Source organism: Mycobacterium sp. PTI7 (genome assembly GCF_056679845.1).
Genome location: NZ_CM155252.1, coordinates 4,830,556 through 4,856,982, shown reverse-complemented (window position 1 = coordinate 4,856,982; position 26,427 = coordinate 4,830,556). Strand labels below are relative to the sequence as shown.

General features: G+C 67.6%; 31 protein-coding genes. 11 read left to right on the top strand and 20 right to left on the bottom strand.

All coding sequences use genetic code 11. From position 1 onward, the window contains the following. Positions 1–177 precede the first annotated feature (177 nt). From AC1MEY_RS23540 to AC1MEY_RS23515, 6 genes are all read right to left on the bottom strand, one after another. A complete protein-coding gene (locus AC1MEY_RS23540; RefSeq protein WP_480227784.1) occupies positions 178–1,428 on the bottom strand; it encodes a multidrug effflux MFS transporter in 1,251 nt (416 codons plus the stop codon). Next, a complete protein-coding gene (locus AC1MEY_RS23535; RefSeq protein ID WP_480227783.1) occupies positions 1,425–2,408 on the bottom strand; it encodes an antibiotic biosynthesis monooxygenase in 984 nt (327 codons plus the stop codon). The genes AC1MEY_RS23540 and AC1MEY_RS23535 overlap by 4 nt, the downstream gene beginning before the upstream one ends. A 48-nt stretch (positions 2,409–2,456) precedes the next feature. Further along, a complete protein-coding gene (locus AC1MEY_RS23530) occupies positions 2,457–3,164 on the bottom strand; it encodes a hypothetical protein (protein ID WP_480227782.1) in 708 nt (235 codons plus the stop codon). 395 nt (positions 3,165–3,559) lie between these two features. Beyond that, the gene (locus AC1MEY_RS23525; RefSeq protein ID WP_480227781.1) at positions 3,560–3,727 is read right to left on the bottom strand and encodes a hypothetical protein; all 168 of its coding nucleotides are present in this window, start codon (positions 3,725–3,727) and stop codon (positions 3,560–3,562) included. 117 nt (positions 3,728–3,844) lie between these two features. Continuing rightward, a complete protein-coding gene (locus AC1MEY_RS23520) occupies positions 3,845–4,444 on the bottom strand; it encodes a sigma-70 family RNA polymerase sigma factor (RefSeq protein ID WP_480227780.1) in 600 nt (199 codons plus the stop codon). A gap of 215 nt (positions 4,445–4,659) precedes the next feature. After that, positions 4,660–5,865, bottom strand: coding sequence for an NAD(P)/FAD-dependent oxidoreductase (locus AC1MEY_RS23515; RefSeq protein WP_480227779.1), 1,206 nt, complete (start codon positions 5,863–5,865; stop codon positions 4,660–4,662). Between the two features lie 355 nt (positions 5,866–6,220). On the opposite strand from AC1MEY_RS23515, the gene sigJ reads away from it, so the two are divergent. Then, a complete protein-coding gene (gene sigJ, locus AC1MEY_RS23510) occupies positions 6,221–7,156 on the top strand; it encodes an RNA polymerase sigma factor SigJ (protein WP_480227778.1) in 936 nt (311 codons plus the stop codon). Here the strand turns inward: sigJ and AC1MEY_RS23505 are convergent. Next, a complete protein-coding gene (locus tag AC1MEY_RS23505; RefSeq protein ID WP_480227777.1) occupies positions 7,153–7,587 on the bottom strand; it encodes a hypothetical protein in 435 nt (144 codons plus the stop codon). The two genes, sigJ and AC1MEY_RS23505, sit on opposite strands and share 4 nt — an antisense overlap. A gap of 87 nt (positions 7,588–7,674) precedes the next feature. Next, entirely contained in the window at positions 7,675–8,040 is a 366-nt protein-coding gene (locus AC1MEY_RS23500; protein WP_480227776.1) for a hypothetical protein, read from the bottom strand. 156 nt (positions 8,041–8,196) lie between these two features. Between AC1MEY_RS23500 and AC1MEY_RS23495 the strand changes: the two genes are divergently transcribed. Then, positions 8,197–8,688 carry a pyridoxamine 5'-phosphate oxidase family protein gene (locus tag AC1MEY_RS23495; protein ID WP_480227775.1) on the top strand — a complete coding sequence of 164 codons (492 nt, stop codon included), beginning with the start codon at positions 8,197–8,199 and terminating at the stop codon, positions 8,686–8,688. Between the two features lie 11 nt (positions 8,689–8,699). Here the strand turns inward: AC1MEY_RS23495 and AC1MEY_RS23490 are convergent, their stop codons facing one another. The 3 genes from AC1MEY_RS23490 to AC1MEY_RS23480 all read right to left on the bottom strand — a co-directional run bounded on the left by AC1MEY_RS23490 (position 8,700) and on the right by AC1MEY_RS23480 (position 9,869). After that, the gene (locus AC1MEY_RS23490) at positions 8,700–9,179 is read right to left on the bottom strand and encodes an SRPBCC domain-containing protein (protein ID WP_480227774.1); all 480 of its coding nucleotides are present in this window, start codon (positions 9,177–9,179) and stop codon (positions 8,700–8,702) included. Beyond that, a complete protein-coding gene (locus tag AC1MEY_RS23485) occupies positions 9,176–9,535 on the bottom strand; it encodes an ArsR/SmtB family transcription factor (RefSeq protein ID WP_480227773.1) in 360 nt (119 codons plus the stop codon). The genes AC1MEY_RS23490 and AC1MEY_RS23485 overlap by 4 nt, the downstream gene beginning before the upstream one ends. Before the next feature lie 100 nt (positions 9,536–9,635). Beyond that, complete coding sequence (locus tag AC1MEY_RS23480) at positions 9,636–9,869, bottom strand: hypothetical protein (RefSeq protein WP_480227772.1); 234 nt, start codon at positions 9,867–9,869, stop codon at positions 9,636–9,638. A gap of 118 nt (positions 9,870–9,987) precedes the next feature. Between AC1MEY_RS23480 and AC1MEY_RS23475 the strand changes: the two genes are divergently transcribed. Together AC1MEY_RS23475 and AC1MEY_RS23470 are read left to right on the top strand one after the other, a co-directional pair. Next, positions 9,988–11,475 (top strand): APC family permease, encoded by a 1,488-nt coding sequence (locus tag AC1MEY_RS23475; RefSeq protein WP_480227771.1) that lies wholly within the window; start codon positions 9,988–9,990, stop codon positions 11,473–11,475. After that, on the top strand, positions 11,472–12,794 hold the full coding sequence (locus AC1MEY_RS23470; protein WP_480227770.1) for an SGNH/GDSL hydrolase family protein: 1,323 nt from the start codon (positions 11,472–11,474) through the stop codon (positions 12,792–12,794). Before AC1MEY_RS23475 ends, AC1MEY_RS23470 begins: the two co-directional genes overlap by 4 nt. 7 nt (positions 12,795–12,801) lie before the next feature. On the opposite strand, the gene AC1MEY_RS23465 is transcribed toward AC1MEY_RS23470, so the two are convergent. From AC1MEY_RS23465 to AC1MEY_RS23450, 4 genes are all read right to left on the bottom strand, one after another. Then, positions 12,802–13,860: an ABC transporter substrate-binding protein gene (locus tag AC1MEY_RS23465; RefSeq protein ID WP_480227769.1), complete on the bottom strand. Its 1,059-nt coding sequence runs from the start codon at positions 13,858–13,860 to the stop codon at positions 12,802–12,804. A gap of 193 nt (positions 13,861–14,053) precedes the next feature. Continuing rightward, a complete protein-coding gene (locus tag AC1MEY_RS23460) occupies positions 14,054–14,401 on the bottom strand; it encodes a hypothetical protein (protein WP_480227768.1) in 348 nt (115 codons plus the stop codon). 101 nt (positions 14,402–14,502) lie between these two features. Next, on the bottom strand, positions 14,503–15,648 hold the full coding sequence (locus AC1MEY_RS23455) for a BTAD domain-containing putative transcriptional regulator (RefSeq protein WP_480227767.1): 1,146 nt from the start codon (positions 15,646–15,648) through the stop codon (positions 14,503–14,505). Continuing rightward, on the bottom strand, positions 15,648–17,495 hold the full coding sequence (locus AC1MEY_RS23450) for a serine/threonine-protein kinase PknD (protein ID WP_480227766.1): 1,848 nt from the start codon (positions 17,493–17,495) through the stop codon (positions 15,648–15,650). The genes AC1MEY_RS23455 and AC1MEY_RS23450 overlap by 1 nt, the downstream gene beginning before the upstream one ends. Positions 17,496–17,678: 183 nt before the next feature. Between AC1MEY_RS23450 and AC1MEY_RS23445 the strand changes: the two genes are divergently transcribed. Further along, on the top strand, positions 17,679–18,026 hold the full coding sequence (locus tag AC1MEY_RS23445; protein WP_480227765.1) for a hypothetical protein: 348 nt from the start codon (positions 17,679–17,681) through the stop codon (positions 18,024–18,026). Between the two features lie 18 nt (positions 18,027–18,044). Here AC1MEY_RS23445 and AC1MEY_RS23440 read toward each other — a convergent pair whose 3' ends face one another. The 3 genes from AC1MEY_RS23440 to AC1MEY_RS23430 all read right to left on the bottom strand — a co-directional run bounded on the left by AC1MEY_RS23440 (position 18,045) and on the right by AC1MEY_RS23430 (position 20,353). Further along, positions 18,045–18,473, bottom strand: a complete 429-nt coding sequence (locus tag AC1MEY_RS23440) for a hypothetical protein (RefSeq protein ID WP_480227764.1) — start codon at positions 18,471–18,473, stop codon at positions 18,045–18,047. A 63-nt stretch (positions 18,474–18,536) separates the two neighbouring features. Beyond that, positions 18,537–19,301 (bottom strand): SDR family NAD(P)-dependent oxidoreductase, encoded by a 765-nt coding sequence (locus tag AC1MEY_RS23435; RefSeq protein ID WP_480227763.1) that lies wholly within the window; start codon positions 19,299–19,301, stop codon positions 18,537–18,539. Next, positions 19,298–20,353: an alpha/beta fold hydrolase gene (locus tag AC1MEY_RS23430; RefSeq protein WP_480227762.1), complete on the bottom strand. Its 1,056-nt coding sequence runs from the start codon at positions 20,351–20,353 to the stop codon at positions 19,298–19,300. Before AC1MEY_RS23430 ends, AC1MEY_RS23435 begins: the two co-directional genes overlap by 4 nt. Positions 20,354–20,574: 221 nt before the next feature. Here AC1MEY_RS23430 and AC1MEY_RS23425 point away from each other — a divergent pair, with 221 nt between their 5' ends. From AC1MEY_RS23425 to AC1MEY_RS23405, 5 genes are all read left to right on the top strand, one after another. Beyond that, positions 20,575–21,471 carry a LysR family transcriptional regulator gene (locus tag AC1MEY_RS23425; RefSeq protein ID WP_480227761.1) on the top strand — a complete coding sequence of 299 codons (897 nt, stop codon included), beginning with the start codon at positions 20,575–20,577 and terminating at the stop codon, positions 21,469–21,471. 84 nt (positions 21,472–21,555) lie between these two features. Further along, positions 21,556–22,842: a spinster family MFS transporter gene (locus tag AC1MEY_RS23420; RefSeq protein WP_480227760.1), complete on the top strand. Its 1,287-nt coding sequence runs from the start codon at positions 21,556–21,558 to the stop codon at positions 22,840–22,842. A gap of 98 nt (positions 22,843–22,940) precedes the next feature. Beyond that, positions 22,941–23,099: a hypothetical protein gene (locus AC1MEY_RS23415; protein ID WP_480227759.1), complete on the top strand. Its 159-nt coding sequence runs from the start codon at positions 22,941–22,943 to the stop codon at positions 23,097–23,099. A 118-nt stretch (positions 23,100–23,217) separates the two neighbouring features. Continuing rightward, entirely contained in the window at positions 23,218–23,559 is a 342-nt protein-coding gene (locus AC1MEY_RS23410) for a DUF3140 domain-containing protein (protein ID WP_480227758.1), read from the top strand. After that, on the top strand, positions 23,559–23,732 hold the full coding sequence (locus AC1MEY_RS23405; RefSeq protein ID WP_480227757.1) for a hypothetical protein: 174 nt from the start codon (positions 23,559–23,561) through the stop codon (positions 23,730–23,732). The genes AC1MEY_RS23410 and AC1MEY_RS23405 overlap by 1 nt, the downstream gene beginning before the upstream one ends. On the opposite strand, the gene AC1MEY_RS23400 is transcribed toward AC1MEY_RS23405, so the two are convergent. After that, the gene (locus AC1MEY_RS23400; protein WP_480227756.1) at positions 23,729–24,571 is read right to left on the bottom strand and encodes a DUF4436 family protein; all 843 of its coding nucleotides are present in this window, start codon (positions 24,569–24,571) and stop codon (positions 23,729–23,731) included. The genes AC1MEY_RS23405 and AC1MEY_RS23400 overlap by 4 nt on opposite strands. Positions 24,572–24,718: 147 nt before the next feature. On the opposite strand from AC1MEY_RS23400, the gene AC1MEY_RS23395 reads away from it, so the two are divergent. Continuing rightward, positions 24,719–25,369, top strand: coding sequence for a stage II sporulation protein M (locus AC1MEY_RS23395; RefSeq protein ID WP_480227755.1), 651 nt, complete (start codon positions 24,719–24,721; stop codon positions 25,367–25,369). A 43-nt stretch (positions 25,370–25,412) separates the two neighbouring features. Here the strand turns inward: AC1MEY_RS23395 and AC1MEY_RS23390 are convergent, their stop codons facing one another. Further along, positions 25,413–26,357 carry a DUF5996 family protein gene (locus tag AC1MEY_RS23390; RefSeq protein ID WP_480227754.1) on the bottom strand — a complete coding sequence of 315 codons (945 nt, stop codon included), beginning with the start codon at positions 26,355–26,357 and terminating at the stop codon, positions 25,413–25,415. Positions 26,358–26,427: the final 70 nt, after the last annotated feature.

Here is a 26,427-nt window from a genome sequence, read left to right as displayed (position 1 = left end):
ATGCTCCTCGATTGTCGTATCTGGATCAGCTGGTTGAACAGAGCGTTTCGTGCCACCCGGACTGTCGAACGAGGTCAACACTGCCGTACCCGCGGCGTGTCGTCCGTCAAGTGATCGGTGGAGGGGCCGGTGGAATTCCCGTGTCCACCAATCGGTGGAGAAAGGGGACGGCGGGCATCATGAACCGTGTCGTCCCGTCGGTGTCGGTGAGTCCCCGGCCGGGGCTTCCGCTTCGGCGGTTCGGCGCGTCGACGTCGCCCACAGGAGGAGCACCAGGGCCGCGACGCCGCAGACGACGTAGAGCCAGCCCAGCGTGCCCTGGTCGTTCTCGGGTAGTACGCCGACGGCGGCGAGCGCGACGCTGACGATCAGATAGCAGCCGGCGCTGGCGATGCCACCGACGAGCCCGAGGTTGCGGGTGAACAAACCCAGCGCAAGGCCGTACATCTGCGGGCACAGCACGCCGCATCCCGCCAGCGCGAGGGCGGCGCCGATGGTGAGTGCCCAGGCGTCGAGGCCGACGGTCAGCGCCGACACGACGAGTACGGCGGTGCCCGCGCCGAACAGGGCCAGCGCGCTGAACGCCAACCGCCGGGTGCTCGTACGGACCGCGAAGTAGCCGCACGCCAACTCGCCCAACAGGTTCGCCGCACCGACCGCGAGCGCGATGGCGCCGTAGGCCGCGGGCGCGAAACCCAGACCCTCCTGATAGAGGAACGGGCCCGCGACGCCGAACGCCAATTGGGCCGCTGCCAGCAGTCCGAACACGAAGACGAAGCATCCGAAGATCGGATTGCGCACCGTGTGAACGACCGACCGTGACGTGGCGCGCACCGCAATCGGCGTGCGGTTGCCGCGTTCCAGCGTCTCGGGCATGGCAGTCGCGACGAGGACCGCCACCAGCGCGGCGAGCACGGCGACGAGACCGAACACCACGCGCCAGGTCGTGTACTGCACCAGCACGCCGCCGACGGCAGGGGCGATCACCGGCGCCAGACCCCACGCCGCCCCGAGGATGCCCGACACCGAGGTGAGCTTGGCCCCGCGAAAGCAGTCCGCGGCAACGGCATAGGAGAGCACCATGCACGCGCACGCGGCAAGGCCCTGCAGGAACCTCGCGAGAAGGAGGAAGGTGACGTTCGGCGCGATGGCGCACAGCACGCTGGTGACGACCACCACCGCGAGGCACGTCAGCAGCACCGGTTTGCGACCCCACGCGTCGGCCATCACGCCCACCGGGATGAAGCCGATGGCGAGACCGAGCATGTAGACGGTGACGGTGCCCTGCAGCGCGGCCGGGGTCGAGGCGAGGTCGGTGACCATCTGCGGCAGTGCCGGGGTGTAGACGTCGAGTGGGATCTGGCTCAACGGGATGATGCACAGCAGGATCGCCACGATGTGGCGCGGCGGCCCCGATCCCGCTGTCACGGAAGCGTCCAGAACTTCACCGTGACGAGGTAGAAGATTACCGCCCACACCGCGTTGATCGCCAACACCAGGGCGAAACCCTTGACGTTGGTGAGGGGTTGGCGCGCGTTCTTGGCCGGCGACATCCAGAACCGCAGGATCGGGTTGCCGTAGAAGGGCATCGTCACGTAGCTCATCACGAAACTCGACAGCAGGTTGCCCACCAGCATGCCCAGCCACAGCGGCATGCCCAGCGGCGCGGTGAGCAAAGTGAGGAACACGACCGTGGGATACAGACCCATCCACACCGCGATCGAGGTCTTGAAGTCCGACGGTGGCGGCGCGTCGGTGTCGCCGTAGTCGAACCAGTTGCCGAACGCGTGGTCGATCCTGCGCATGGTGAAGTCGGTGAACCGGTCGTCGGACAGCAACTGCCGGCGACGATCCGACGTCAGCCACGCATCGAGGTGCTCGGCGTCGTCGAACTTGTAGCTGATCGTCCACTCGTCCTGCACGCCGGCGACCGGGCGGAAGACCTCCGACCCGCGGAACCCCGCAAACTCGCTCTCCGCCTGACGCACCTCGGCCTGCCAGTCGAGGAACTCCTCGACCTGATCGTCGGCAATCCGGTGGCTGACGACGACGCTGACCAACGTGTCGTCGACCTTGCCGTCCTGCGCGATCACCTGCTGCGTGCCGGGTCCGTCGAACAGGTCGGCGCCGCGGTCCAGGAACTCCTGACGGGTGGCGCTGTTGACCCAGTTCTGCATGTTGGCCACCGAGTCGAACCGGTAGACCACCACCCAGTCCGGTTCCGTCGCGGTCGGCCGGCGCAGGTCGACGCCACGGAAGCCGGGATAGCGGGCGGCCGCCGCGCCCAGGCCCTCCTGCCAATCGACGTAGTCGTCCTCGCGGCCGGCCCGCACGCGCTGACCGATCAGAAGCGTTGCGGCGCCGTCGCGCCGTTCTGGCGCGTCGGCCACCTGGATGTCGTTGGTCATGTCGTCCTTTGAGGGGGGTGCCGCCGAGAAGAGGTGATCGACGCCCTGCTACCCGTCGTCCCCGCCGCCGCTGTCGCCGATCACCGGCGGAAGCCCGCCGCCGTTCTCGCCGGGCATCGGCGGGTAATCGGGGTTGATTCCGCCACCGTTCTCACCGGGCATGGGCGTATACGTCGGGGCCAATATTCCGTCGTCCCCGTCGGGCAACGGCCGTGGCGGCACGATCACCGTCTGGGTGGCGGTACTCGGAATCACGTAGGTCGTCTCCGTCGGCGGGGCCGGCACGTACTCGGTCGTCGGAGCCGGCGCAACGGTCCGCGTGACCGTCTGCGATCCACCGGTCGGTCCCGGGGCGGCCGAACTGGACTGTGCAGTGGTCGGCGCCACCGCCGAGCTGGACGTCGACGGTGTGGTCGCCGTGGTCGCCGTGGTGGACGAGGTGGACGTCGTCGACGTGGTCGACGTGGTCGAAATCGGCTCCTCGCCACCGGTGAGCGAGACGAGCGCGTAGCCGACGACCGCGAGAGCGATCACGATGACGGCGATGGCGCCGAGGATGGCCGGCTTGCGGTACCAGGGGACGGATTCCTGCTCGTATTCGGCGTGCTCGCCGTAGTCCCCGTAGTCACCTAGGGAGGCGGTCGGCTCGCTCCACGCGGTCGGCTCGCTCGGCGGATGGTTGAGCGCCTGCGTCGGCTCGCTCTCCGGATGGGAAGGATCATTCGGGGGTCCGTCGGGACCTACTTCGCGCGCCACGCGGCAAACTCTAGAACCGGAATGCAAACATTTTGCACACGAGCGCTGGCGGCATAAACACGTGCGCTTCCGTCCGCATCACGGGCCGTCGGGCCGGACGCGCCAGCAAAGAGCGATTCTCGCTGCCACGCGTCGAGACGGAAGCCACTGTCGCGATCGCGCCCGTTCGACGACGTGACTCTCCAGTTCGGCGGAAGCTACTCGCGAGAGTTGCGTTGTGGCGAGGAAGTGCGAGTGAGCGTCTACGAAAAGCAACTCTCGCGATCTCCGCGTCGAGACGGAAGCCACTGTCGCGATCGCGCCCGCGCAACGACGTGACTCTCCAGTTCGGCGCAACACCCGCACACGAAGGAGGGGCACCCGCCGTAGCGGATGCCCCTCCTTGCGCGACTGACCTAGCGGCCGTTGCCCACGATCGACTGGGCGGAGCCGACGTTGCCCTGCTGCTGATTGTCGTGAATCCAGCTGTGGTGGTCGATGCCGGCGGAGGCCGGGGCTGCCAAGGCGAACATGGCGGCGGCGAAACCTGCGGCGATGGTGCTGGCGAATCCGAACTTCTTCATGGTCTTCCTCTTTCCCTCATTCGCTCTAGGTGAGCGTTCTGATGGGTATAACCGGCGGGTCAGATGGGTAATTTCCGTTGGCAGCGATTGTGCGGCGCATGGCAGTCTTCGAGCCCATCAGGCGGCGGGGTGCACGACCGGATGGCCACCACCCCGTCCCTCGTCGCCGAGGAGGCGCCGCAGGGTGCGTCGGCCTCTGTGCAGTCGCGACATCACGGTTCCCACCGGGATATCCAGCAGCACCGCGACTTCCGCGTACCGGAATCCCTCGACGTCGACGTAGCGAATCGCCGTGCGCTGCCCCTCGGGTAACGCATCGAGTGCGGCTCTGAGTCGATCGTCGCCGAGTGCTTCGAGAGCCGTCAGTTCGGCGGATGGCGAGGCGACCGACGATTGCCGCACCGCTGAGTTGAACTCCAGATCGGAGAGATGGCCGGTGAGCACCTCCGTGGGCCGCCGCTGCATGCTCCGGTAGCGGTTGATCCACGTCGTGGTCATGACGCAGAGCAGCCATGCCCTGATGTTGGTGCCTCGGGAGAACTGCCCGAAGCTGCGGTATGCCTTCAGCATCGTCTCCTGGACGAGATCCTCCGCGTCGGCATGGTTGCGGGTGTACCGCCACGCGGCCCGATGCAGTTGATCCAGCATCGGCAGTGCCTGTTCGGCGAACCCGTCGCGTGGATCTCCAGGGTCGTCGACGTCAAGGGCGAGGGTCATGGCGCGCCTCCTCTAGGTGCGATTGTCAATCCTGTTTCTCTGCTACCGCTTTGACGATCCAGAGGTTGGACACGTGATGTTCTGGACGGCAATGGTGGTGCGAGTCACCTCGGATGCGTTCTTCACGTAGAAAGCCGTCGCACGCAGGGCAGCGCTGCGTGCGACGGCTTCCGATGACCCGTCCGGGCCGACTGGGTGCCGGTCCGTATCCCGGGTCAGTCCATGGACCAGGTGAAGCGGTAGTCGGCTTGCTGCAGGATGATCGCTGCGTCGTCGACCGGCGGGTAGATCCACTCGGTGTTGATCCGGTGCTTGAGGGCCTTCGCATCGCTTCCGGTCGCCTGGATCTCACGCTCCCAGCCCGTCGTGAGTACAGCCCCGGCCGGACCGAGATCCAGACATGTCACATAGGGATTGGGCGCGAAGGCAACCGGTTCGAGGCCCAACAGGTCGGCCGCGACGTTGTGGCCCGCGAACTTGCCCGAGGGGGTCGCGTACTGGCAGCTCTGCATGGCGACGCGCCCGTCCTCGACGAGCGCTGCCGCCGTGTCACCTGCCGCATAGACGTCCGGGGCCGTCGGAACCCGCAGGTTGTCGTCGACGATCAAGCGGCCGATGGCATCTCGTTCACCGGGAATCATCTGGGTGAGGGGACTGGCGAGCATTCCCACGGTCCAGACGGTCGTCGACGCAGGGATGACCTCACCGTCGTCGAGACGCACGTGTGTGTCGGTGACCTCGCTGACGGTGGCTCCCAGTCGAACCTCGATGCCCAGGTCCTCGAGGGCTGACGTGATGTACGGACGAGGTCCGTCGCCGAGCTGCGGACCGACCTCGCCAGCCCGATCGACGAGGACGACACGTGCCCGTGCGCCCTTCGCGTGCGCGAACTCCCGTAGTCGTCCCATCAGCTCGGTGGCCACCTCCAGGCCGGTGAACCCTGCGCCGATGACGACGGCGCTGTACGTGCCGTCTTTGGTGGTGCCCTCGGGCAGCGCCCGGAGGTGCTGTTCGAGCGCGTCTGCGGAGGTGATCGTATCGACGTCGAACAGGAACTGCCGTCCGACCACCGTCGGCTCGACCACGTGGCTGCCGGCCGCGAGCACCAGCCGGTCGTATGTCATGACCCGAGGCGCCCCGTCCGCACCCACGGCGGTGACCGTGCGCGTCGCGGTGTCGATCCCGGTGACGGTCGCACGGACGCGCTCCACGCCGATCGGCGTGAGCACGCGGTCCAGTGACACCGACATCCGGCCCGGATCGCGCTCGTACAGGCGCGGCCGAATCACCAACTCGTCGCTGTCGCTCACCAGGGTGATCTGCGGGCGGGTGCCGGCGGACCCGTTCATACCTGCCACGCGCGCCGCGGCTGCGGCGCTCCACACGCCGGCGAATCCGCCACCAATGACCAATATGTGCATCGTGCTCGTGTCTCCTCGGTTGTTTCCTACGGCGACGGTCGGTCGCCGGCATCCCTGTCGGGAATTGGCCGCAGTGCAGTGACCGGGTCATCGGATGTGACGCCGTAGGTCGTCTGATCGTGAGGCGGTGGTGACCTCTGCCACATCCGGCGATGTGCTGTCACACTTCGGCCCTCGCCGGTGTCATGAGGGTGTACGCACCGAACCAGGGAGGTTCCATGCCACTCATCCCGCCTGCTTCGCCGATACCGGTGAAACCGGACGTTCAGCAGCCGTCGTTGGTCGACCGAGTCACCCCGACGTCGACACCCGCATGGCGCATCACGCCGCTGCACGAGTTGCGGTGTTGACCCCGATGACCGACGTCGCAGTCGATCTCGCGGAGCGCCGCGTGGATCGCACGGTGTTGATCAACGTCGCGTATCGGTTGCTCGGTTCGATGGCAGACGCCGAGGACGTTGCGCAAGAGACCTACCTGCGCTGGTACAAACTGCCGGAGGATGAGCGCGATGCCATCCGCACACCTGCTGCGTGGTGCGTGCGGGTCGCCACGCGCGTGTGCCTGGACATCCTGACGTCTGCTCGGCATCGCCGCGAGAGGTACGTCGGCCCGTGGCTGCCCGAACCCGTTCCAGGGCAGCGCTTCGATACGCCCGGCGCGTCAACGGATCCGGCCGACGTGGTCGTCGGCGACGACCTCGTCACGATGGCCATGCTCGTCGTAATGGATTCGATGACGCCCGCAGAGCGGGTGTCCTTCGTGCTGCACGATGTCTTCGGCGTTCCGTTCGGCGAGATCGGCGCGATCCTCGGTCGGTCCGAGGCGGCGTGCCGGCAACTGGCGGTATCGGCTCGGCGCAGAGTCGAGCCCTCTCGTCAGTGTGCGCGGGATCGCGCGCGGCACACGGACACCACGGTTGCCTTGACCGACGCCTTCCAACGCGGCGACCTCAACGCCCTGATCGCGCTACTGGACCCGACCGTCACCGTGACCAACGACGGAGGAGGGACAGTGCGCGCTGCCCTGCGGCCAATCGTGGGCGTCGAGAAAGTTCTTCGATATTTCAATGGGATTCGACGCCTGGAAGCCGACGTCGAGACTTCCGTGGTGAACGTCAACGGTCAAGCGGGGCTGCGGATGCAGCGCAACGGCTCGACGATCGCCGTGGCGGCGCTCGAAGTCCGTGCCGGGCGCGTCACGCAACTCTGGGTGATGCGCAACGCGGCCAAGCTGACGTGCTGGGACGACCGCGGCGCCGAGGCGACCGTGGATGGCCGCGGGCCGGGCTAGGACACCGTCTTCGAGACTGCAGGCACGGTGCGCCGCGCAGGCAACAGTAGAAGCCCGGACACGACCAGGAGGGCGCTCAACGCGATGACGTTGAGGATCTGATCGCGCGGCTCGTACATGTGCAGCATCCGCATGTGAAAGACCCAGTGCAAGAGGTTGAACACCGTCCAGGCGGCCCCCGTGATGCGCACGAGTGTGGTGTTCGGGCATCGGATGAACGCCGCGATCGACAGGGTGGCCAGTCCCAGGAACATGGCGCCCGTGTCGGTGGCGAAGTGCTCGTTGAACGGCCCCAGCTGCGGTAGCCACGTCAACCCCATGCCGGGGAAGGCGTCATACCAGTGGCGGGGAAAGAAGTATGCCCAGACACCGGTCGACAGCCCGACGGCGGACAGGAAGAGCAACAGGATGCGTTGGAAGAAGGGTTTCATGCTCCATATGACGGGACAGACGCTGAAAGTGTGATGTCGGTTCGTCGAGATGGGCCGCGCCAGGTGTCGCGCGGATACGCGCATGGGTCAACACAGTGCGCCGATGAAGGTGGGGAGGTAGACGACTTCCTGCTCGATGCCGTGACCGAAGCTCTTGATGCGCGTGACCGGGCGCCCAGGCCGGGTCGCGCTCACGGTGCACTGATCCTCGGCACGCAAGGCCTCGACGGTGCCGTGCGCGGGGGCGGCCGAGGAGTGAGCAGGCATCGCCACCGCCAGGATCGCGACCGCCTCGGCGACCAGGAGCATCATCGCCGCGAACCACGCCACCATGGCGAACGCGAGGCTCGATCCGCCGCCCCGGCGTTTCAGGCCGTGCGATCGCGTCGACGGCGGGGACGGGTGCCGGACGTCGAGGTCGAACAACATGCGGTGGTGGGTTGCGAGTTCCACGATGAACCCCTTCGTCTGCCCCGCAGCGGGTTCTGCGTTCGGCGTCACCTACTTAGACGAACTGGCGTTGCACCTCGTGATGGTGACGTCGGGCACTGCCGGCGGCGCGCGCCACCGCCGGCGCCCCTGTCGACGTCCATCCGATGCTCAGCATCGATGCCTGAACCGTTCCGCACACTGGCGATTTCGCGCTTGCTACCCTCGTTCATGCCACGAAAACTCACCGACGAAGAAGTTGCGGCGTACCTGGATAGCCGGCCATCGTGGGCGGTCCTGAGCACCATCGACAAGGATGGCTTCCCGCACTCGGTGCCGCTGGGATACTTCCGCCTCGACCGCGACGTCGTCATGGGTGTGCGAGACGGGACACGCAAGGTCGCCAACGTCGAGAGCAACCCGAGCGTGAGCATCTTGCTCGAGGACGGCTCGAGCATGGCGGACATCAAGGGCGTCATGCTTCAGGGTCACGCCCGCATCGTTCGTGAATCCGACGAGGCACTCCAGCTCGCGAGGGAGGGCGCCCGGGCACGCGGCGTGCCGGAGTCCGAATGGCCCACCGAGCCGAGGCCGGGCGCCGCCTACATCCGCATGACTCCCGTCAAGACGCTGTCGTGGGACTACTCGAGTCCGGCGCCAGACCAGGCGTAGCGTCGTCCGGTCTACGCCCGCGTCTCATCCAGCAGACCGTCCAGCTTGGCATAGCCCTCGTCGACGCCGGTCTCCATGCCCGAGGCCAGCCACGCGTCCCGGCCCGCGAAACTGTCCACCAGCGACTGCGCGTGCAGCCGGGTGCGACCGTCGCCGAGGTCCTCGAACCACAGGGTCTCCAGGGCGACGTCATCGGGCATTCCCTCGAAGGTGAAGGTCTGCACGATCTTGTCCTGGCCGACGGTGTGGAAGCAGCCCCGGAAGCCGAACTCCTCGCCATCTCGCGACGCCACGTAGCGCCAGCTGCCACCGTTTCGCACGTCCCACTCGAGAATCTTGGTGTCCATGCCGTCCGGTCCGATCCAGCGGCTGAACAGTTCTTGATCCGTGTGCGCTCTCATCAACTGCGCTGGCGTGCAGTGGAAGTCGCGAGTGATGCGGATGAGTGGAACGTTCTGGTCGGCCTCTATGACGGCCCGTCCCTCGGTCATGATGCCTTGCCCCTTCCTCGAGGTGTCGTGGTTTCGCTGTCCGTCATCTCTGCAAGCACGGCGTCCAAGCGCCGGTACCGCTGTTCGGCCTGCCGCTGATATCGCGCGATCCATGCGGTCATCAACTCGAAGACCTGAGCCTCCAGGTGCACCGGACGGGTCTGCGCGGCACGGCCTCTGCTGACGAGGCCCGCATCCTCGAGGACCTTGAGGTGCTTCGACACGGCTTGAATGCTGACGTCGTACGGTTCGGCGAGCTGGGTGACCGTGGCATCGCCCATCGTCAGGCGAGCGACCATGTCGCGTCGCAATGGATCGGCCAGTGCCGCAAAGGCCTTCGAGATCTCATCCGTCACGACATGTCCTCAACTGTTTGGTTGAACAACAGTCTGCGCGCCGTAGCAGTCGTAGTCAACCCTTCGGTTGAATACGAAACCGTGGAACCGCCAGTCGAGGTCAGGCGCCGTCGGAGCCCAGCCGTTCGCTGTAGACGGCGTCCATCGAAAGTCCCGACGCGCGCATCTCGAGCAGGCCCTGGACGTGCCGCCGCGCCGAGGTCTCGGTGCCGTGGTCCTTGGTGAGGTGTGCGGCCTTCTTGCCACGGACCTCGCTCCACTCCACGTGCCAATGCCCTTCGTTGGCCACGGTGTCGTGGACGAGGGTCACCTGGGTCACGCGGCGGGCAATCACCCACCAAGGTTACGGCGGCAGCCGACACGGCCCATTGACGTGAAAGTAAATTCCGCACCGGAGGTCCCGGCCGTCCTCTAATGTCTCGTACCACCAGCCACGGAAGGTCGGAACGTCGATGACGGCAGAGAACGTGGCCAGCTCCTCAGCTGCACCCGAAGAGAATCGGGGTAGCGGCTCGGAACCGGAACTGAAGCGCACCCTCGGTGGCTTCCAGATATTCGCGGTCTCCTTCGCGTTCATCTCGGTGGCGGTCGGCATCTTCGCGACCTATGACGACGTCCTCAGAAACTCCGGACCGGTCGGCATCTGGTTGTGGATCTTCGCCGCGGTCGGGCAGGCATTGGTGGCCCTGGTGGTGGCGCAGTTCGCGGCCCGGATCGCGCTCAGCGGGTCGTCGTACCAGTGGGCGTCGCGGCTGGCCAACCCGAAGATCGGCTGGCTGTTCGGCTGGCTGACGTTCTGGTACCTGGCGATCGCGGTGGTCGCACTGGACAACGCGCTGGCCAGCCAGGCGTTCATGCCGCTGGTGGGAATGGCGGAGAACGAGGACACCGCGCGCATCCTCACGGTGGTGATACTGATCATCCAGTCGATCCTGGTGATCGCCTCGACGAAGCTGCTGGGCATGATCACGTCGAGTGCGGTGGGCATCGAGTTGGCGATCATCGTGGTCTTGGTGGTCGGACTCGCGGTCGTGATGGCATTCACCGGGAGCGGCGATCTGTCCAACCTCACCTCGCGTGGGGTCGCGGCCGACTCGCCGAACTACTTCGCCATCGGCGGCGGGTTGATGGCCGGCATGATCATCGGCCTGACCACGCTGGTCGGCTTCGACTCCGCGGCGAACCTGGCCGAGGAAGCCAAGGATCCGTTCAAGAGCGTTCCCCGCGCGATCGTGGCCTCGGTGGTCGCAGCCGGAGCGCTGGGGTTCCTGTTCCTGATCGTCCTGACCATCGCCATCAAGGACATCCCCGGGGTGACGTCCAGTGGGTCGCCGGTGGCCGAGATCATCCGCAGCCAGTTCGGGGTGATTGCCGAACGATTCCTGTTGGCGGCTCTGGCCTTTGCGATGTTCGGCGCGGGCATGGTGATCATCGCCGCGTGTGCACGGCAGGTGTTCGCGATGGCCCGCGACAAGCGGTTCCCGGCGCACGAGCTGATGAAGAAGGTCAATCCCAAGACCCGAACCCCAGTCCCGGCCACGCTGCTGATCCTCGCCGTCGGTGTCGTCCTGATGGTCGGGCTCCCCGGGGAGGCACTGATCCCGCTGATCGTCGGATCCACGATTCTGCCCGCGCTGATCTACACCGGCATCGTCATCCTCTACCTGGCGGTGCGTAAACGCCTGGAACACAAGGAAGGTGGCTTCAGCCTCGGGCGCTTAGAGATGCCGGTCGCGGTGGCCGCGCTGATCTGGGAGGCGTTGGTCCTGTTCGTGCTCGTCACGCCCGGAGACAACACCATTCCGGTCCTCATCGTCGTGGCCCTCATCCTCGCCGGCGGCGTCTACTTCGGGTACATGTACTTCTTCCACCGTGACATCCTCGACGTCGAACCGGGTATGGACGACGCCGGCGCGACCGCACCGAAGGCGACCTCGTGAACCGGGCTGGGCGCCTTGCCGTCTCGGCCGTCGTGGCCGGCCTCGTCGTTCCACTCGCACCCGGCGTGGCGACGGCGGAGCCACTGCCCAGCTGCTCCACTCAGGACTGGCTCGGTGTGTGGGCAGCCGCCCCGTCGGATGCCTCCCGCGGCACGGACGACATGGACCGGTTCGACCTGTCGATGAACCCGAAGTCGGTGGTGCGGGACGAGACCATTCGGGCCATCCTCACCCCGACGTTCGGTGGCACGACGGCGCGGATCCGGCTGTCGAACCGCTTCGGCACCGTTCCCGTCACGTTTGCGCAGGCGACCGTCGCACGCCGCGCAGATGGGCCCGCGCTGGTGCCGAACACCGTTGCGCCGCTGGTCTTCGCGGGCAACCGCAGCGTCACCGTGGCTCCCGGGCAGGACGTCCTGAGCGACCCGGTCGACGTCGCGATTCAGGCCTTCCAGCCGCTGGCCGTGAGCCTGCACGTGGCCGGCGACATCGGTAAGCCGACCGAGCACGCGGTCGCACGGCAGACGTCCTACCTCACGCCCGAGGGTGCCGGTGACCACACCGGCGACGTCGACGGCGACGCGTTCACGCAGCGCACCACCAGCCGCCCGTTCGTCAGCGGCGTCGAGGTGCTGGCGCCGATGTCGGACGGCGCGGTGGTCGCACTCGGTGACTCGATCACCGACGGCTACCAAGCGGTGCCGGCAGGAGCGCCGGAGACCCTGGAAGGCATCGATGCCGACGGGCGCTGGCCCGACGACCTCGCCCGCCGGCTGGCCGCCGCCGACCGCCCGCTGTCGGTGCTCAACCTCGGTATCGCAGGCAACCGCGTGCTGCAGGACTCGGCGGTCGGTGGCCAACCGGATGTTCAGGGTGCCGCGGTGTTCCGGCGGCTCGACGCCGACGTGCTGACCCAGTCGGGCGTGACGACGGTGATCTGGCTCGAAGGGATCAATGACCTGTTCATGTCCCCGAACGCCACCTTCGAGCAGCTCACCGGTGGATATCGCGACGTGATCGACCGCCTCCACTCTCGGGGTCTGCGGGTGCTGCAGGGCACGCTGACCCCGGCCGGCGGCAATTCCGCTGCGCCTCCGGGCAGCGAGGCGGTGCGTCAGGCCGCCAACGCATGGATCCGGGAGGACAGCCCGGCTGACGGGGTGGTCGACTTCGATGCCGCCGTCCGCGACCCCGCCGACCCGTCGCGGATCAATCCGGCCTACGACGGATCCGACCACCTGCACTTCAACCTCGCCGGCTACCAGGCGATGGCGAATGCCGTTCCGCTGGAGCAGATCGCCGACCGCGCCTGCTCGTAGGCGAGCATTACGGGATCGGCTGGTTGGCAAGTTCGACGGCGCGACTAAGCGTGGCCCGGTCGACGACGTCGCCGGCGTTCATGGGCTGGGTCAGCACGCCCGACTCGGTCGCGATGTCGATCATGAACTGCACGCTGCCGTCGGTGAGGCCGCCGTCATCGGTCCAGAACGGGTACCTCTGGATGAGCGCGAACAGCTCCCGCAGTGACTCCTCCGACGGCGGATCCGCGACGTACTCGTTCACCGCGGACTGGAACAGTGCGAAGTCGCCCCGCAGTTCGCGCATCGCGCGCAACGTGGTGGCGCAGTACCTGGCGGCGAGTTCGCGGTTCTCGACGAGCCAGTCCGCCTGGGCCGCCTGAGCCACCTTGATGAAGCCGGGCGCATTGTCGTACAGCGTCGCGATCTGCACTGGCCGGTTCACCGACGCCTGGGCGCCGTCGTACTGCGTGTCGTGAATGACCGTGGCATCCAGGCCGCCCGCGGCCCACTCCGACGTCCGCGCGCTCGAACTCTCGATGATCCGTGGATTGGGGATCTCGTCGACGTCGCGAGGTTCGCCGATGCCGCTCAGCAAGGCGTTGAGGACGATGGCTCCGGCGCCACCGGGACTGTCGATGCCGACTCGGGTCGACGGCTCGAACAGCTGACCGGCCGTCGTCACTCCGTTGGCGCCGGCCAGGACGAAGTCGTCCATGCTGACGTACGGACAGAACATCTTGACGTCCTCGCCCTGCTCGCGCGCATCGAGGATCGCGGAGAACGACGTCGCCAGGATCTGCGCGTCGCCGCCGAGGAACGACTGCACGGCGGTGGTGTGGGAGTCCTGCGTCGTGACGTTCTGCTGCACGTTGATCGCCAGCCCGAAGTCTCCTCCGTTGCGGTTGACGCCGTAGAGCAGGGGGATTTGCGACGCCTGCGGCTGCGTACCGAGTGCGATGCGTAGCGACTCCCCGTTGCTCGGCTCGGCCGCCAGGGCCGAGCCGGCGCCACCTGTGAACGTCACTGCGGCGACGGTGCCGATCGACGCGAAAACCGCTGCGCGACTGCGACTCTTGGTGGACATGGGTCCCTCGTTCCTGGTAGGCCGAGCCGGATCCCACTGCCGTGGTTGAGGTGACCGTACAGCGCGTGATCGGCTCGAACGTCGAAACCGTCGCATTGCTCGGGGATGCCGGCGTGCGTCGAACGTGCGGGTAGCGCTGCGATCCGGCTGCCGATCGCGACAGTGGCTTGCGTCTCGGCGAGAGCGGCCGGTGTCAGTGGCTGAGTTGTTCGTTGCTGCCCTTGTGGCCCTGGCCGTTGTGGTCGCTGTGGGGGGCGGCCTCGCCGGGGAACAGGACGTGCTGCTCGGTGGTGGCGCCGCCGGGGGTGGGGACGGGGGTGACGTCGGGGCCGCGGGTGGCTGCTTCGAGTGCGTTGGTGATCTGGTCGGCGTCGCCGATGGCCGGGCCGGCGGTGCCGGTCATGGGGGTTCCGTCGACCTGGACGGTGGTGGTGGCGGTGTCGGCGTGGGCGGGTGCGGCGATGGCCACCACGGTGGCGCCGAGGCCGGTGAGGCCGAAGGTGAGGATGGCCGCTGCGGTGGCGATTCGGGTGGTGATCATGGTGTTCTCCTTCGTGGAGCCACTCTGTGTGGCTGCGTGAAGAAAGAATGCGGCGGCGTCCTCAACGAAACCTCAACGCCGGCCGGAGGGCCCCGGGCAGGTCAGGGCGCAGGCGGCTCGACCGGTGCGACCTCGAAGGTGAACCGATGACCGGCGATGGTGATGACGTCGCCGTCGGCGAGGGTCGCGCTGCCGCGAATGCGCTCGCCCGAGACCTGTACCCCGTTGACCGAGCGGAGGTCGTTGATCACGAAGCTGGCGCCGGTGTCGATCACGGTGGCGTGGTGCCGGCTCGCCTTGGGGTCGTCGAGCACGATGGCGTTGTCCTCGCGGCGGCCGATCCCCGTGGCCACCGTCTCCAGCGGGTAGCAGCGACCGGCGGCGTCGCGGAGTTGCGCCCGGTGCGGCGTCGCCGGACTGGAGTTCGACGTATGGAGTTCGAGCATGGTGAAGACGTCGGATGCCTCGCTCTGCGCGATGCGTTGGACGTCCAGCGGCTCCTGGCGCAGGATCTGCTGGTGCAGTGCGCGAAGGGTCGAACCGGGATCGATGCCGAGTTCCTCGGACAGCGCAGATCGCAGTCGGCGGTAGGCGTCGAGTGCGTCGGTCTGGCGCTCGGCCACGTAGTAGGCCGTGATGAGCTGCGCCCACAGCGGCTCGCGGTAGGGGTGCTCCGTGACGAGGGATTCGAGTTTACTGATCACCGAAGCGCCGCGCCCACAGGCGATCTCGGCCTCCGCTCGCATGACCTGTGCGCCCACCTTGTCCTCGACGAGCGCGGTGGCGAACGTGTCGGCGAATCGGAATTCGCGTAGGTCGTCGAGGACGGGGCCGCGCCACTGCGCGAGGGCGGCGGCGAGCCGGTCACTGGCCTGCGCGAACCGACCTGCCGCGGCCGCCTGGGCGCCCGCCGCCCGCTCCGTGGCGAATCGCCCGAGGTCGCAGGAGGGCTCGGGGACGTCCAGCCGGTAGCCCGGCCGTGCGCTGACCAGGACGGTGCGCGGATCGACCCCGGCCGAGCCGAGGATCTTGCGCAGGTTCGCGACGTATACGTGCAGATTGTGGGTCGCGTCGGCGTTCGCGTCATCCCCCCATATCGCGTCGACGATCGAGTCCCTCGGCACGGTGCGATTGCGGTTGATGAGGAGGAGTGCGAGCACGGCGCGCTGCTTCGGGGTGCCCAAGGGCATAGGCCGGCCGTCCACGCTGACCCTCAGCGGGCCCAGCACCCCGAAGTCGAGACTCATCAATCGACGGTGAGTTTCAGCACGGGATGGGGGCCGGCGTCGGTCACGTAGACGTTGCCCGCCGCGTCGACTGCCACACCCTGAGGGTCGTTGAGTCCGGTGAACGGCAGCGGGATCGCCGCCGGTGAGCCCGCCTTGAGTTCGACGACCCCGGCGTTGCCTCGATCGGTGACGTAGACGCTGCCCTTCGTGTCGATCGCGACACCGTGGGGATCGTTGAGGCCAGTGAAGGGCAGCGCGGTGGCCTCCGTGGAGCCTGCCGCCAAGCGCATCACCCGGTTGTTGCCCCAGTCGGTGACGACGACACCGCCGTCCGCGTCCACCGCGACGCCGCGCGGGTCGCCGAGGCCGGTGAACGGCAGCGGGACCGCCGACGTCGACCCCGACGGCAGGAACAGCACCCGGTCGTTGCCACGGTCGACGACGTAGACGTCACCCTCCGGACTGGTGATGATGCCGCGCGGATCGTTGAGCCCGCTGAAGGGGAGCGGGATCGCCGCGGGCGCGCCTGCAGGCAGCCACATCACCCGGTCGTTGCTCGAGTCGGTGACGTAGACGTCGCCCTTCGCGTCGACCGCCACGTCTCGCGGGTTCTTCAGTCCGCTGAACGGCAGCTGGGTTGCGGCAGTCGCGCCGGCCTCCAACCGCATCACCCGGTCGGTGCCGATGCCGGTGACGTACGTGTTCCCATCGGCGTCGACCGCGATCCCCGCCGCGACGGGAATCTCCGGAAACGGCAGGAAGCTCTGCGAGGAGAAGCCCTGGCCGACCGGCACGTCGAGCGTCCCGCCGCCGCCAGGATCCGACGATGGCGGGACGGCGTCGGATGACGGCCTCGTCACCACGATGACTGCGCCCACCACGATCGCCACCACGGCTGCGGCGACGATGGCGATGACCTTCCGCGACCTCGATGCGGGTTGCGTGGACGGCAGGATCGCCGCGGTATCGACGGCGCCCGTCGCCGCGCGGGCCGCGGCAGCGAGGTCTCGAACGGTGGGGTAACGCTCGTCGGGATCCTTGGCCATTCCCTTGGCGACGACGGCGTCGAGCGCGGGGGAGACGTCGGGCGCGCTGGCGCTGGGTCGTGGCGGTGGCGTGTGCAGGTGGTGGGCGATCATGCCCTGGATGCCCATGTCGCTCGAGAACGGCGGCTTCCCCGTCAGGCACTCGTGCAGTACGCACGCCAGGGCGTAGACATCGACGCGCGCATGGGTCTTCACGGCGGCGCCGATGGCCTCGGGCGCGATGTACGCCGCGGTGCCGATCGTCTCGCCGGCCCTGGTCAGCGTGTGGTCCCCGGACGCGTGGGCGATTCCGAAGTCGATCAGATAGGCGAAGTCGTTGTCGGACACCAGGATGTTCGACGGCTTGACGTCGCGGTGCACCAGACCGACGTCGTGCGCCGCCTGGAGTGCGCCGGCCACCTGCGTGACGATGGCCACCGCACGCGCGGGCGCCAGAGCGCCTTCTCGCTTGATCAGCGTGCGCAGGTCCGTCCCGTCGACCAACCGCATGTTGAGGAAGAGGCGGCCGTCCATGTCGCCGAAGTCGTGGATCGGGATGACGTGCGGCTCGGTCAGCTGCGCGACCGCCTCACATTCCCGGCGGAACCGTTCGCGCGGCTCCTCGTCCTCGGCGGAGCGCTCGGGGAGGACCTTGAGCGCGACGACCCGGTTCGTCTGCCGGTCGCGGGCTCGCCACACCTGGCCCATGCCGCCCTCGCCCACCAGCGACAGCAGTTCATATCGCCCGAAGGTGCGGACGGGCTCCGTGCCCTCGGGGACGTCGTCGGCCGACGGAGGGTCCTTCGGGGCTTCTCCGCCGTCTGCGACCGTCTCATCCATGGTGCTGCGCACTCCCGTGAACGGCCGACTTCGAACTGATCCATTGAACCAGTCGACGCGTCAATTCAACGGCTAATGGATCGACGGGCCGGTGCACCCCGCCGGCGTTGAGGTTTCGTTGAGGACGTCGCCGCATTCTTTCTTCACGCAGCCACACAGAGTGGCTCCACGAAGGAGAACACCATGATCACCACCCGAATCGCCACCGCAGCGGCCATCCTCACCTTCGGCCTCACCGGCCTCGGCGCCACCGTGGTGGCCATCGCCGCACCCGCCCACGCCGACACCGCCACCACCACCGTCCAGGTCGACGGAACCCCCATGACCGGCACCGCCGGCCCGGCCATCGGCGACGCCGACCAGATCACCAACGCACTCGAAGCAGCCACCCGCGGCCCCGACGTCACCCCCGTCCCCACCCCCGGCGGCGCCACCACCGAGCAGCACGTCCTGTTCCCCGGCGAGGCCGCCCCCCACAGCGACCACAACGGCCAGGGCCACAAGGGCAGCAACGAACCCCAGGGCCACTGACACCGGGCGAAGCGGCGGCTACGTGGCGTGCAACGGACCGGAGAAGGACTTCTTCAGCGTGCGAGGAGCGACGACCGGGAGCGTGGCCGCCAGGGCCCGCCGCACGAGTGTCGTTGGATTGCGGGTCAACTCGATGTCGACCCGCGTGCCCGCGTCGTACGGGGTGAGCTGGAAGACCCAGCCGCCGCCGGGACCGAAGACCTTGGAGTCATGGGTGGTGACGGTGACGCGGTGACGTCGATCGTCCCAGTCGTAGCGTGCGCGTTCCCACGCCGAGGCGGTGCCCTCGGTGACCTCGGCCCAGGTGTCACCGAGCGCGTGCACCGTGAAGTGGTCGGCGTCGATGGTGGGCCACTTCCGCGGTCGCGCGGGTGAGAAGTCGGTGAGGATGGCCATGAGTTCGGGCGCGCTGAGTGACGAGGTCATGTGGAGCTCGACGGTGGGCATGGGTGCTCCTTCGCGAGAAACGTTGTGGTCGAGACGGATTGGATTGCCGAGGTTCCATCGGTCTCACACCGTGGTGGCGCCACCGTCGACGGTCAGGATCGTGCCGTGGATGTTGCTTGCCTGGGGACCCGCGAGGAACACCACGGCGGCGGCCACCTCGGCGACCGTGCTCATCCGGTGCGAGGGGATTCGGGCGAGGATCGGTGCGATGCCGTCAGCGAATTCTTCGTTGCGTTCCGTCGCAATCGGACCGGGTGCGACGGCGTTGACCCGGACACCGGCGGGCCCGTACTCAGCGGCCCAGGCCTTGGTGAGCATGTGGACGCTCGCCTTCGTCGCCCCGTAGAGCGCCGAGCCTGCGGCGCCGATGATTCCGCTGATGGAGCCGATGTTGACGATGGCACCGTCACCGCGTTCCGCCATGGCCGGCGCGAGGAGCCCGGTCAGTAGGAACGGCGTGGTGACGCTGACCCCGAATGCGTCGGCGATGTCATCGGGTGTGACGTCGGCAGTGGGAGTTGGCTGCAGCAGGGTGGCGACGTTGTTGATCAGTATGTCGACGTGTCCGCCCAGGTTCTTCGCCGCCGCTGCGGCCAGATCGGCAACGGCGCCGGAACCCGCGGCGAAGTCCGCCGGAACGTACACGGCCTGGCCGCCCGCGGACTCGATTCGAGCGACGACCTCTTCTCCGCGAGCCCGAGTGCGCCCGGTGATCACCACCTTGGCACCCGCGGCGGCGAGGGCGGTGGCGATGCCGGCGCCGAGCCCGGAGGTCGAGCCGGTGACCAGGGCGTTACGCCCAGCCAGTGTTGATGCGGTGGTGTTCATCGGAGTCCTTTTCTCGTGGCGATGTCGATGACGGCCGAGGCGAATCGTTGAGGTGCTTCCTGAGGGACGTTGTGGCCGATGCCCTCGAGGACGCGGTGCTGGTACGGGCCGGTGTAGAGCGAGCGGTAGGTGCTGCCGTCCTTGGCGGCGCCGTCGAAGTCGCTGCCGATGGTGATGGTCGGGACGCTGATCGCCGGCTTGGTGGCGAGCCGTCGTTCCGCTGCGTCGTAACGGCTTTCGCCAGGAGCAAGGCCGAGTCGCCAGCGATAGTTGTGGATGACCACGTCAGCGTGATCGGGGTTGTCGAACGACGTCGCGGTCAGGTCGTAGGTGGTGTCGGCGAACTGCCACAGCGGAGAGGCCTTTGTCCAGATGAGACGGTTGAACTCCTTGGTGTTCCGCCGGTATCCCCGTTCACCGCGGGGGGTGGCGAAGTAGTACTGGTACCACCAGCCGTACTCGGCCTGGGGAGCCAGAGGTTCGCGATTGGCGGCCAGATCGACCACGATGTAACCGCTGACGGCCACCAGGCCGGTGCACCGCTGCGGCCACAGCGCGGCAATGACATTGGCGGTACGTCCGCCCCAGTCGTACCCGCCGAGAATCGCGCTCGGGATGTGCAGCGCGTCCATCAGGTCGACGACGTCCTGCGCCAAGGCGGCTTGTTGACCGTTGCGCGCGGTGTCGATCGAGCGAAACCGCGTGGTACCGAATCCGCGGAGGTAGGGGACGATGACGCGGAACCCACTGGCCGCAAGGGTCGCGGTGACGTCGGCGTAGCTGACGATGTCGTACGGCCAGCCGTGCAGCAGGACCACCGGCCGGCCGTCGGGCGGGCCCGCTTCGGCATATCCCACGTTCAGGTCCCCGGCGTCGATCTGCTTCACCGGGCCGAGTCGATGCTGCGGGGCGGCCGGCGGGTTGGCGGCGCCATCCGACGCCGGGTATCCCGGTCCTGGGTCGTCGCCCGACGGTGCGCACGCTGCGAGACTCAGACCACCCGCGGCAGTTGCTGCGAGCCGCGCGAAGCCTCTCCTGCTGATCGCCGTCACGCGTGTCCTCCTCGTCGAGTGGGTGAGGCTTGGTGCCGATCACCGCTCACCGACCATTCGACCCGTCGATGGCCATCGTGTAAAATGATCATTATTGATAGCGATGATCTATTACAAAGATGACCGGGCTGCGCGGCTGATCCGAGGGGTAGGACCCAGGCCATCGCGTGATGCGATCAGAGGCGCCGCTGGCCATCGCGACCGCTGATAGCTTGCTCCGGATGGAGCTGCGCCAACTCGAGTACTTCTTGGCCGTCGCCGACGACATGAGTTTCACGCGCGCGGCCCAACGCGTGCACGTCGTCCAGTCGGCCCTGTCGACGTCGATCAAGAAGCTCGAGGACGAGCTGGCCGTTCAACTGTTCGACCGGTCCCGTCAGCAGATCCGGTTGACCCCGGCCGGCGAGGAACTGCGCGAGCACGCCCGTCAGCTCCTCCGCTCAGCCCGGCGCGCGAAGGACGCACTCAACGACTACCGCGGGCACCTCACCGGCACGGTCGAGTTCGGTTCTCTGGTGACCTTCGGCGCAATCGACGTTCCCAAGGTGCTGGGTGACTTCCACGCTGCGCATCCACACGTCCGAATTCGGTTGCTCCTGAGTCAGACTGGATCGTCGTCCTACATGACCTCGATCGCCGACGGGTCATTGGATCTTGCACTCGTGTCCGCACCCGACCGGTTTCCCCCGAGCATCGATCTCCACCTACTCGCCCGAGAGCAGATGGTGTTCAGCTGCCGTACCGACCACCCACTGGCGGACCGGACCCGGGTCGACATCAGCGAACTGGCCGACGAGAACCTCGTGGGGTTTCCCAAGGGTTTCGGCATTCGACGGCTGGTCGACGACGCGTTCGCCGCAGCCGCGCTGACCCCACGAATCCTCTACGAGGTGCCCGCCGACTTCACCGTGCCTGCCGCGTTGATCCGCAACGGGCTCGGAACGGCCTTCATGCCCGTGAGCGAGGTCGAGCGCTTCGACGACGTGGTGGGCATCCCGCTCGTCTCGCCCATCGAGTGGCAGGTCTACTTGGCACGCCCGAAGGGGGAGAACATCAGCCCCGCCGCCGCGCGGCTGGCAGAGATGCTTCTCGCGGCCGCCGAGGACGCACGACGATGACCGGGCGTCGACGCCTGCCGCGGTGCGATTGGATCTCGTCGCCCGTCCTGTGACACTGCTCGAACCGAACCGCAGAGGAGAACGATGTCGACACCGCGGGACACCGCCGAACTCGAACCCCTGGCCACGCACGGGCCCACGCGCGCGTGGGCCGCCGTCGCCGTGCTCGCCCTCGTCGGCACCCTCAACTACGTCGACCGCTTCCTGCCGGGCGTGCTGGCCGAGCCCATCAAGCAGGAACTGGCGTTGTCCGACACCGCGATCGGCGTGATCAACGGGTTCGGATTCCTCATCGTGTACGCCGTATTGGGCATCGTGATCGCGCGAGTCGCCGACCGGGGCATCTTCGGCGCGGTCATCGCCGGCAGCCTGACGCTGTGGGGTTCGATGACCATGCTGGCCGGCGCGGTGCAGTCCGGCGTGCAGCTCGCGCTGACCCGCGTCGGCGTGGCCGTCGGCGAAGCGGGCAGCACGCCGGCAGCGCACGCCTACGTCGCACGCAACTTCGTTCCGGAGAAGCGGTCGGCGCCGCTGGCGGTCATCACCATGTCCATCCCGCTCGCCAGCGCCGCCAGCCTGCTCGGCGGCGGCCTGCTCGCCGAGAGCATGGGGTGGCGCGCCGCATTCGTGGTGATGGGCGGAATCAGCGTGCTGTTGGCGCCCGTCGTGCTGTGGGTGGTGGGCAGCCGCCAAAGCCTGCCCACCCCGCCGTCACGGGATCCCGCCGCCGCGCTGAACTGGTGGGACCTGCTGCGCAAACCCAGCTTCCTGGCCATGGTGGCCGGCACGGCTCTGGTGTCTGCGGCCGGCTACTCGCTGACCACCTTCGCCCCGGCGTTCCTGATGCGCACCCGCGGTATGTCACTCGGCGAGGTCGGCATCGAGTACGGCCTTGCCACTGGTCTGCTCGGCGTTCTCGGGCTGCTCATCGTCGGACGGATCGCCGACCGGCTGGCCACCCGGGACGCGCGCTGGTTGCTGTGGATCGTGGTCATCCTGATCACCGGCCTGCTGCCGGCGTCCGTGCTGGCGTTCATCGTCGAGAGCCGCACGCTGTGCGTATGGCTGCTGGCCCTGGCCTACGTCATCGGCAACGCATACCTGGCGCCGTCCATCGCGGCGATCCAGCGTCTGGTGCTGCCCGAGCAGCGCGCGACTGCGTCCGCGATCTTCTTGTTCTTCAATGCGACGCTGGGCGCGGTCGGGCCGTTCCTGACCGGTGTGATCAGCGATTCACTGACCGCAGAGCTGGGCCCGCAGGCGCTGGGTCGTGCGCTGCTGATCCTGGTGCCGACCATGCAGCTGGTGGCGATCGGCTGTTACGCGCTCGCCGCACACCGCTATCGCCGCGACATCGTCGAGGAGTCCTGAGCCTTCGCGACCCATCCGGCGCCTCGAAGTCGTGGACATCGCGGAGAGCGAGTAGCCGCCGGCAACACGTTTCGGAGACGGGGATTACTCTGCGCGCCATGGGGATCATCCGACGGTTCATGGATCGCGTGATCGACCTGTACGTCGACGACCTGAACCGCGAGGCACCCAAGCCCACGTACAGCGACGGCAACTTCCTGACGGGTGGCGGGATCCCCCGGGAGCGCCGGCGTTTGCGGCGGCGGCGCTCTCGCTGACGGACGGCCCCGATGCGCGTCGCGCCGGCACCACACCGACGTCTGAAGCCCGATTGCGCGGTCGATCCGCGGGTAGACCACCGGCTGAACATGGGAGTCGAGCCGGAGGTGAGTGTTGATGAGTGGCCACGTCGAGGTCGATCAGGACCTGTGGGACGAGTTTCATCGCGTCGTGAACATGACCTCGCGCGAGCTGTCGGAATGGTTGCGCACCAGATCCGCAGGGGAGGACGCCGAGGAGTTCCCCGACCAGTCGGGTAGCCAGACGGGGCAGCACGTGCTGCACATCCTGTCCAAACGCCGGACCGACCTCACCGAGGACGACGAACGCGTGATGCGCAACGTCGTCGACCGGATACACGCCGAGCGCGGCGTGGACCTCGAGCCGAAGGCCGGTCAGGACAACTGGCGGCATCGCCTGATGACCCTGGGACACGATCCACTGAAGGAGGCACGCTGATGGAACGCGGTAGCGCCAAGCACAGCCAGCGCGAAGACGACGCGTTGAAGGACGAACTGAGCGGCATGCTGCAGGGCAACCGGCCCACGCGCGCAGAGGAATGGCGCGATCCCGAACCGCCCGCCGACGACGATCCGGACGTACCCTTCGCGGGCCCCTCCGACCGCGGTTAGGGGCCCACCCGCCACCAGGCGGTCACGTACAGCGCGAGCGCCGTGGTCAGGCCGATGACCACCCACAGCACCACGGTGTAGTCGACCCACGATCCGATCGGCGGCGACCCGGGGAACAGGTTGCGGATGGGCAGGACGGCGAACAGCATCACCGCGAACCAGGTGACGATCGGCGGCAGGAACTGCTTCCGCCCGCGCAGCGTCTGAATCGCCACGAACAGCGTGCAGATCGGCAGGACCAGGAGCACCAGGCACATCGCGATGCCGAAGCCCACCGTCGCGCCGGTGCGCGTGACGTCGATGTCCAGGACCTTCCCCCCGCCGGAATCGGACTCGCTCGCGTCGACGGCCCAGGAGGTCAACGAGTCGGTGACGGCCACCTTCACCGGCACGGCCACCCGAGCGGCACCGGTCCCGGTGAACACCAGCACCTGCACGTCCGACGCCTGGTAGCCGTCGAACGGCCACCGGCGGATGTCGCCGTCGGCGTACAGGCTGACCGGTTGTGAACCCGCGCGAGTGCCGGCTGCGAAGGTGAGCGAGTCCGCAGTGGCGGCCGGGCTGACCTCGACGGTCATGGGGTCGCGAAGATCGCCCTCGGCGTCGAGTAGTTCCGCTCCCGGATACACCGAGGCACGGGTCTGAATTGAGAACGTCTCCCCCGACACGGCATTCACGTCGAGGTACACCAACGCGCCATCCGGGGCGGGCTGCCGGTCGTCGGGTCCGTCGCTCCGACCCCCGAGCGCGTAGGTCGAGACGACGGCGACGTAGATCCCGATCACGGCGAGCACCGACAGCACCGCCCACGCTCTGCCGCGAGTTCTCGTCGTTGCCATGGGCGCCTCCTGAATGTCTGACCCGGAATAGCGGGATCGAAGGACCCGTTCCCCACCTTGGTGGGCTTGACCGTGCCGCAGCGTCCGAGTGTCTCATCAACCGCTACGGCACGTAGTCGAGCAACGTGTCGGGAAGGCGAAGACGTCATGGACTCTCATCTCGAGACGGTGCCGCGAATCGATGCGTGGCGGCCGGTGGGCATCATCCGGGCCAACGCCCGCGCATACCTCGCGCTGAACGCTGTCACGTACGGCCTGTTCGTGGTGGGCTTCGTCGTCGGGCTCTACGCCCCGCATCTCAATCGAGCGCAGGTCACACGGTTGAACGAGGACGGCACAACGGATCTCGTTCGGTCGCTGATCGAGCAGCCCTGGCTCTTCGCGCTGACGATCCTCGCCGTGAACACGGTCAAGATGGGCTTGGCGACGATCGTGCTGCCGTCGATGATCGTGCCCTTCGCGGGCATCCCGTTGTTCGCCTACTGGGCGTTCACGACGGGAATCACCCTCGTGCCCGGCAGCGACATCGGGTGGGTGGCGCTCATCCCGCATTCCGTCACGCTGGTCATCGAACTTCAGGCGTACATCCTGTTCGTGCTCGGTGCGTACGTGCTCGGACGGAGCTGGGTCTGGCCGGCATCCGTCGACGCCGAGAATCGGCGAGCAGGCTACGCCCGTGGGCTACGGCAACTCGGTTGGTTGTCGCTGCCCGCGGCCGCACTCCTGGTGGTCGGCGCGGTGTACGAGGCGTTCTCGCTGCGGTACTTCGTGCATCCGCTGGCTCAGTGGTTGTTGTAGTACGACATCCGACCGTTGCTCGCCACACCGCCGAGTCCGATGGTCACGCAGGCCGGGCCTTGTGCGTCCAGCGGTGCGGATCGTCTTCCAGGGCGTCCCTGTCCCAGTTCATCAGGTCGGCGGCCGCGCCGTAGGTGACCTCGAGGAAGTCGAGCACTGTCTGGTCGGGATCCTCGGCCTGCCGTGCCGCCTCATACGGCAGGAGGTACTGCCGCAAGCCGGTGTCGTAGAACGCGCCGTCGGGAAGGCCGGTGGCGTCGGCGAATCCGGCGGGTTCTGGATAGGCGTACGAGTAGAACGCGCCCTCGGCCCCACCGCCGGGCCAGAACCCACAACTGCTGAGTTCGTGCGAGTACCCCTCTTCCATGACCCAGTCGCCGCAATTCGGCGCGCCGCCGGGGTGCCGTGGTGCCGTGCGACCGGAGAATCGCGTACACGCGAGATCGAACGAGCCCCAGAAGAAGTGCACGGGGCTGACCTTGCCGACGAAGTGCGCGCGGAACCTGTTGATCACCCGGTCGGCCTGCACCAGCTGACGCCAGAATGCGTTGGCCGCGTCGGGGTCGTAGCCGACGTGCGTGTCCTCGGCGAACGGGATGGCGGGGTCTACTTCATTGGGACTGTTGGAGATTCGTGCCTCGATGCCCAGTCGGCCGAGCGTGTCCACGACGTCTCGGTGGAACTGCGCCACGGACGTGTCCCGCAGGTCGATGGTGGCCCGGCCACCGTCACTCACACGCACCACCAGGACGTGGTCGACGAAGTCGAACTCCATGTCGAACGATTCGATGCCCGCCGGTATCGCCGACGTCGTCAACCCGCGTGGTGACACGTAGAGCGCCACCTGCCACCAGTGGTTGACCAGCGGTGCACGGGACAGTCGGACCTTGCCGACGATCTGGCTCCACATGTGGAGGGACCGTCGAGTCGGGTCCCAGTCGTCGACCCGCAGCGCCGGCCAACCCTGACCCGTGTGGACGTTGGTCATTGGAGCTCCTCGTCGTCGTGACACCGAACCGCGTGGTTGGTAGGGATGATGCCAAATCGAGCCGCCTGGC

What these genes read in the sequence shown, in the direction of transcription:
- AC1MEY_RS23535 (WP_480227783.1), bottom strand. Translation starts at nt 2,408, where the DNA reads ATGACCAACGACATCCAGGTGGCCGACGCGCCAGAACGGCGCGACGGC.
- AC1MEY_RS23525 (WP_480227781.1), bottom strand. Translation starts at nt 3,727, where the DNA reads ATGAAGAAGTTCGGATTCGCCAGCACCATCGCCGCAGGTTTCGCCGCC.
- AC1MEY_RS23520 (WP_480227780.1), bottom strand. Translation starts at nt 4,444, where the DNA reads ATGACCCTCGCCCTTGACGTCGACGACCCTGGAGATCCACGCGACGGG.
- AC1MEY_RS23515 (WP_480227779.1), bottom strand. Translation starts at nt 5,865, where the DNA reads ATGCACATATTGGTCATTGGTGGCGGATTCGCCGGCGTGTGGAGCGCC.
- sigJ (WP_480227778.1), top strand. Translation starts at nt 6,221, where the DNA reads ATGACCGACGTCGCAGTCGATCTCGCGGAGCGCCGCGTGGATCGCACG.
- AC1MEY_RS23505 (WP_480227777.1), bottom strand. Translation starts at nt 7,587, where the DNA reads ATGAAACCCTTCTTCCAACGCATCCTGTTGCTCTTCCTGTCCGCCGTC.
- AC1MEY_RS23495 (WP_480227775.1), top strand. Translation starts at nt 8,197, where the DNA reads ATGCCTGAACCGTTCCGCACACTGGCGATTTCGCGCTTGCTACCCTCG.
- AC1MEY_RS23490 (WP_480227774.1), bottom strand. Translation starts at nt 9,179, where the DNA reads ATGACCGAGGGACGGGCCGTCATAGAGGCCGACCAGAACGTTCCACTC.
- AC1MEY_RS23475 (WP_480227771.1), top strand. Translation starts at nt 9,988, where the DNA reads ATGACGGCAGAGAACGTGGCCAGCTCCTCAGCTGCACCCGAAGAGAAT.
- AC1MEY_RS23465 (WP_480227769.1), bottom strand. Translation starts at nt 13,860, where the DNA reads ATGTCCACCAAGAGTCGCAGTCGCGCAGCGGTTTTCGCGTCGATCGGC.
- AC1MEY_RS23460 (WP_480227768.1), bottom strand. Translation starts at nt 14,401, where the DNA reads ATGATCACCACCCGAATCGCCACCGCAGCGGCCATCCTCACCTTCGGC.
- AC1MEY_RS23455 (WP_480227767.1), bottom strand. Translation starts at nt 15,648, where the DNA reads ATGAGTCTCGACTTCGGGGTGCTGGGCCCGCTGAGGGTCAGCGTGGAC.
- AC1MEY_RS23450 (WP_480227766.1), bottom strand. Translation starts at nt 17,495, where the DNA reads ATGGATGAGACGGTCGCAGACGGCGGAGAAGCCCCGAAGGACCCTCCG.
- AC1MEY_RS23445 (WP_480227765.1), top strand. Translation starts at nt 17,679, where the DNA reads ATGATCACCACCCGAATCGCCACCGCAGCGGCCATCCTCACCTTCGGC.
- AC1MEY_RS23440 (WP_480227764.1), bottom strand. Translation starts at nt 18,473, where the DNA reads ATGCCCACCGTCGAGCTCCACATGACCTCGTCACTCAGCGCGCCCGAA.
- AC1MEY_RS23435 (WP_480227763.1), bottom strand. Translation starts at nt 19,301, where the DNA reads ATGAACACCACCGCATCAACACTGGCTGGGCGTAACGCCCTGGTCACC.
- AC1MEY_RS23425 (WP_480227761.1), top strand. Translation starts at nt 20,575, where the DNA reads ATGGAGCTGCGCCAACTCGAGTACTTCTTGGCCGTCGCCGACGACATG.
- AC1MEY_RS23420 (WP_480227760.1), top strand. Translation starts at nt 21,556, where the DNA reads ATGTCGACACCGCGGGACACCGCCGAACTCGAACCCCTGGCCACGCAC.
- AC1MEY_RS23415 (WP_480227759.1), top strand. Translation starts at nt 22,941, where the DNA reads ATGGGGATCATCCGACGGTTCATGGATCGCGTGATCGACCTGTACGTC.
- AC1MEY_RS23410 (WP_480227758.1), top strand. Translation starts at nt 23,218, where the DNA reads ATGAGTGGCCACGTCGAGGTCGATCAGGACCTGTGGGACGAGTTTCAT.
- AC1MEY_RS23405 (WP_480227757.1), top strand. Translation starts at nt 23,559, where the DNA reads ATGGAACGCGGTAGCGCCAAGCACAGCCAGCGCGAAGACGACGCGTTG.
- AC1MEY_RS23400 (WP_480227756.1), bottom strand. Translation starts at nt 24,571, where the DNA reads ATGGCAACGACGAGAACTCGCGGCAGAGCGTGGGCGGTGCTGTCGGTG.
- AC1MEY_RS23395 (WP_480227755.1), top strand. Translation starts at nt 24,719, where the DNA reads ATGGACTCTCATCTCGAGACGGTGCCGCGAATCGATGCGTGGCGGCCG.
- AC1MEY_RS23390 (WP_480227754.1), bottom strand. Translation starts at nt 26,357, where the DNA reads ATGACCAACGTCCACACGGGTCAGGGTTGGCCGGCGCTGCGGGTCGAC.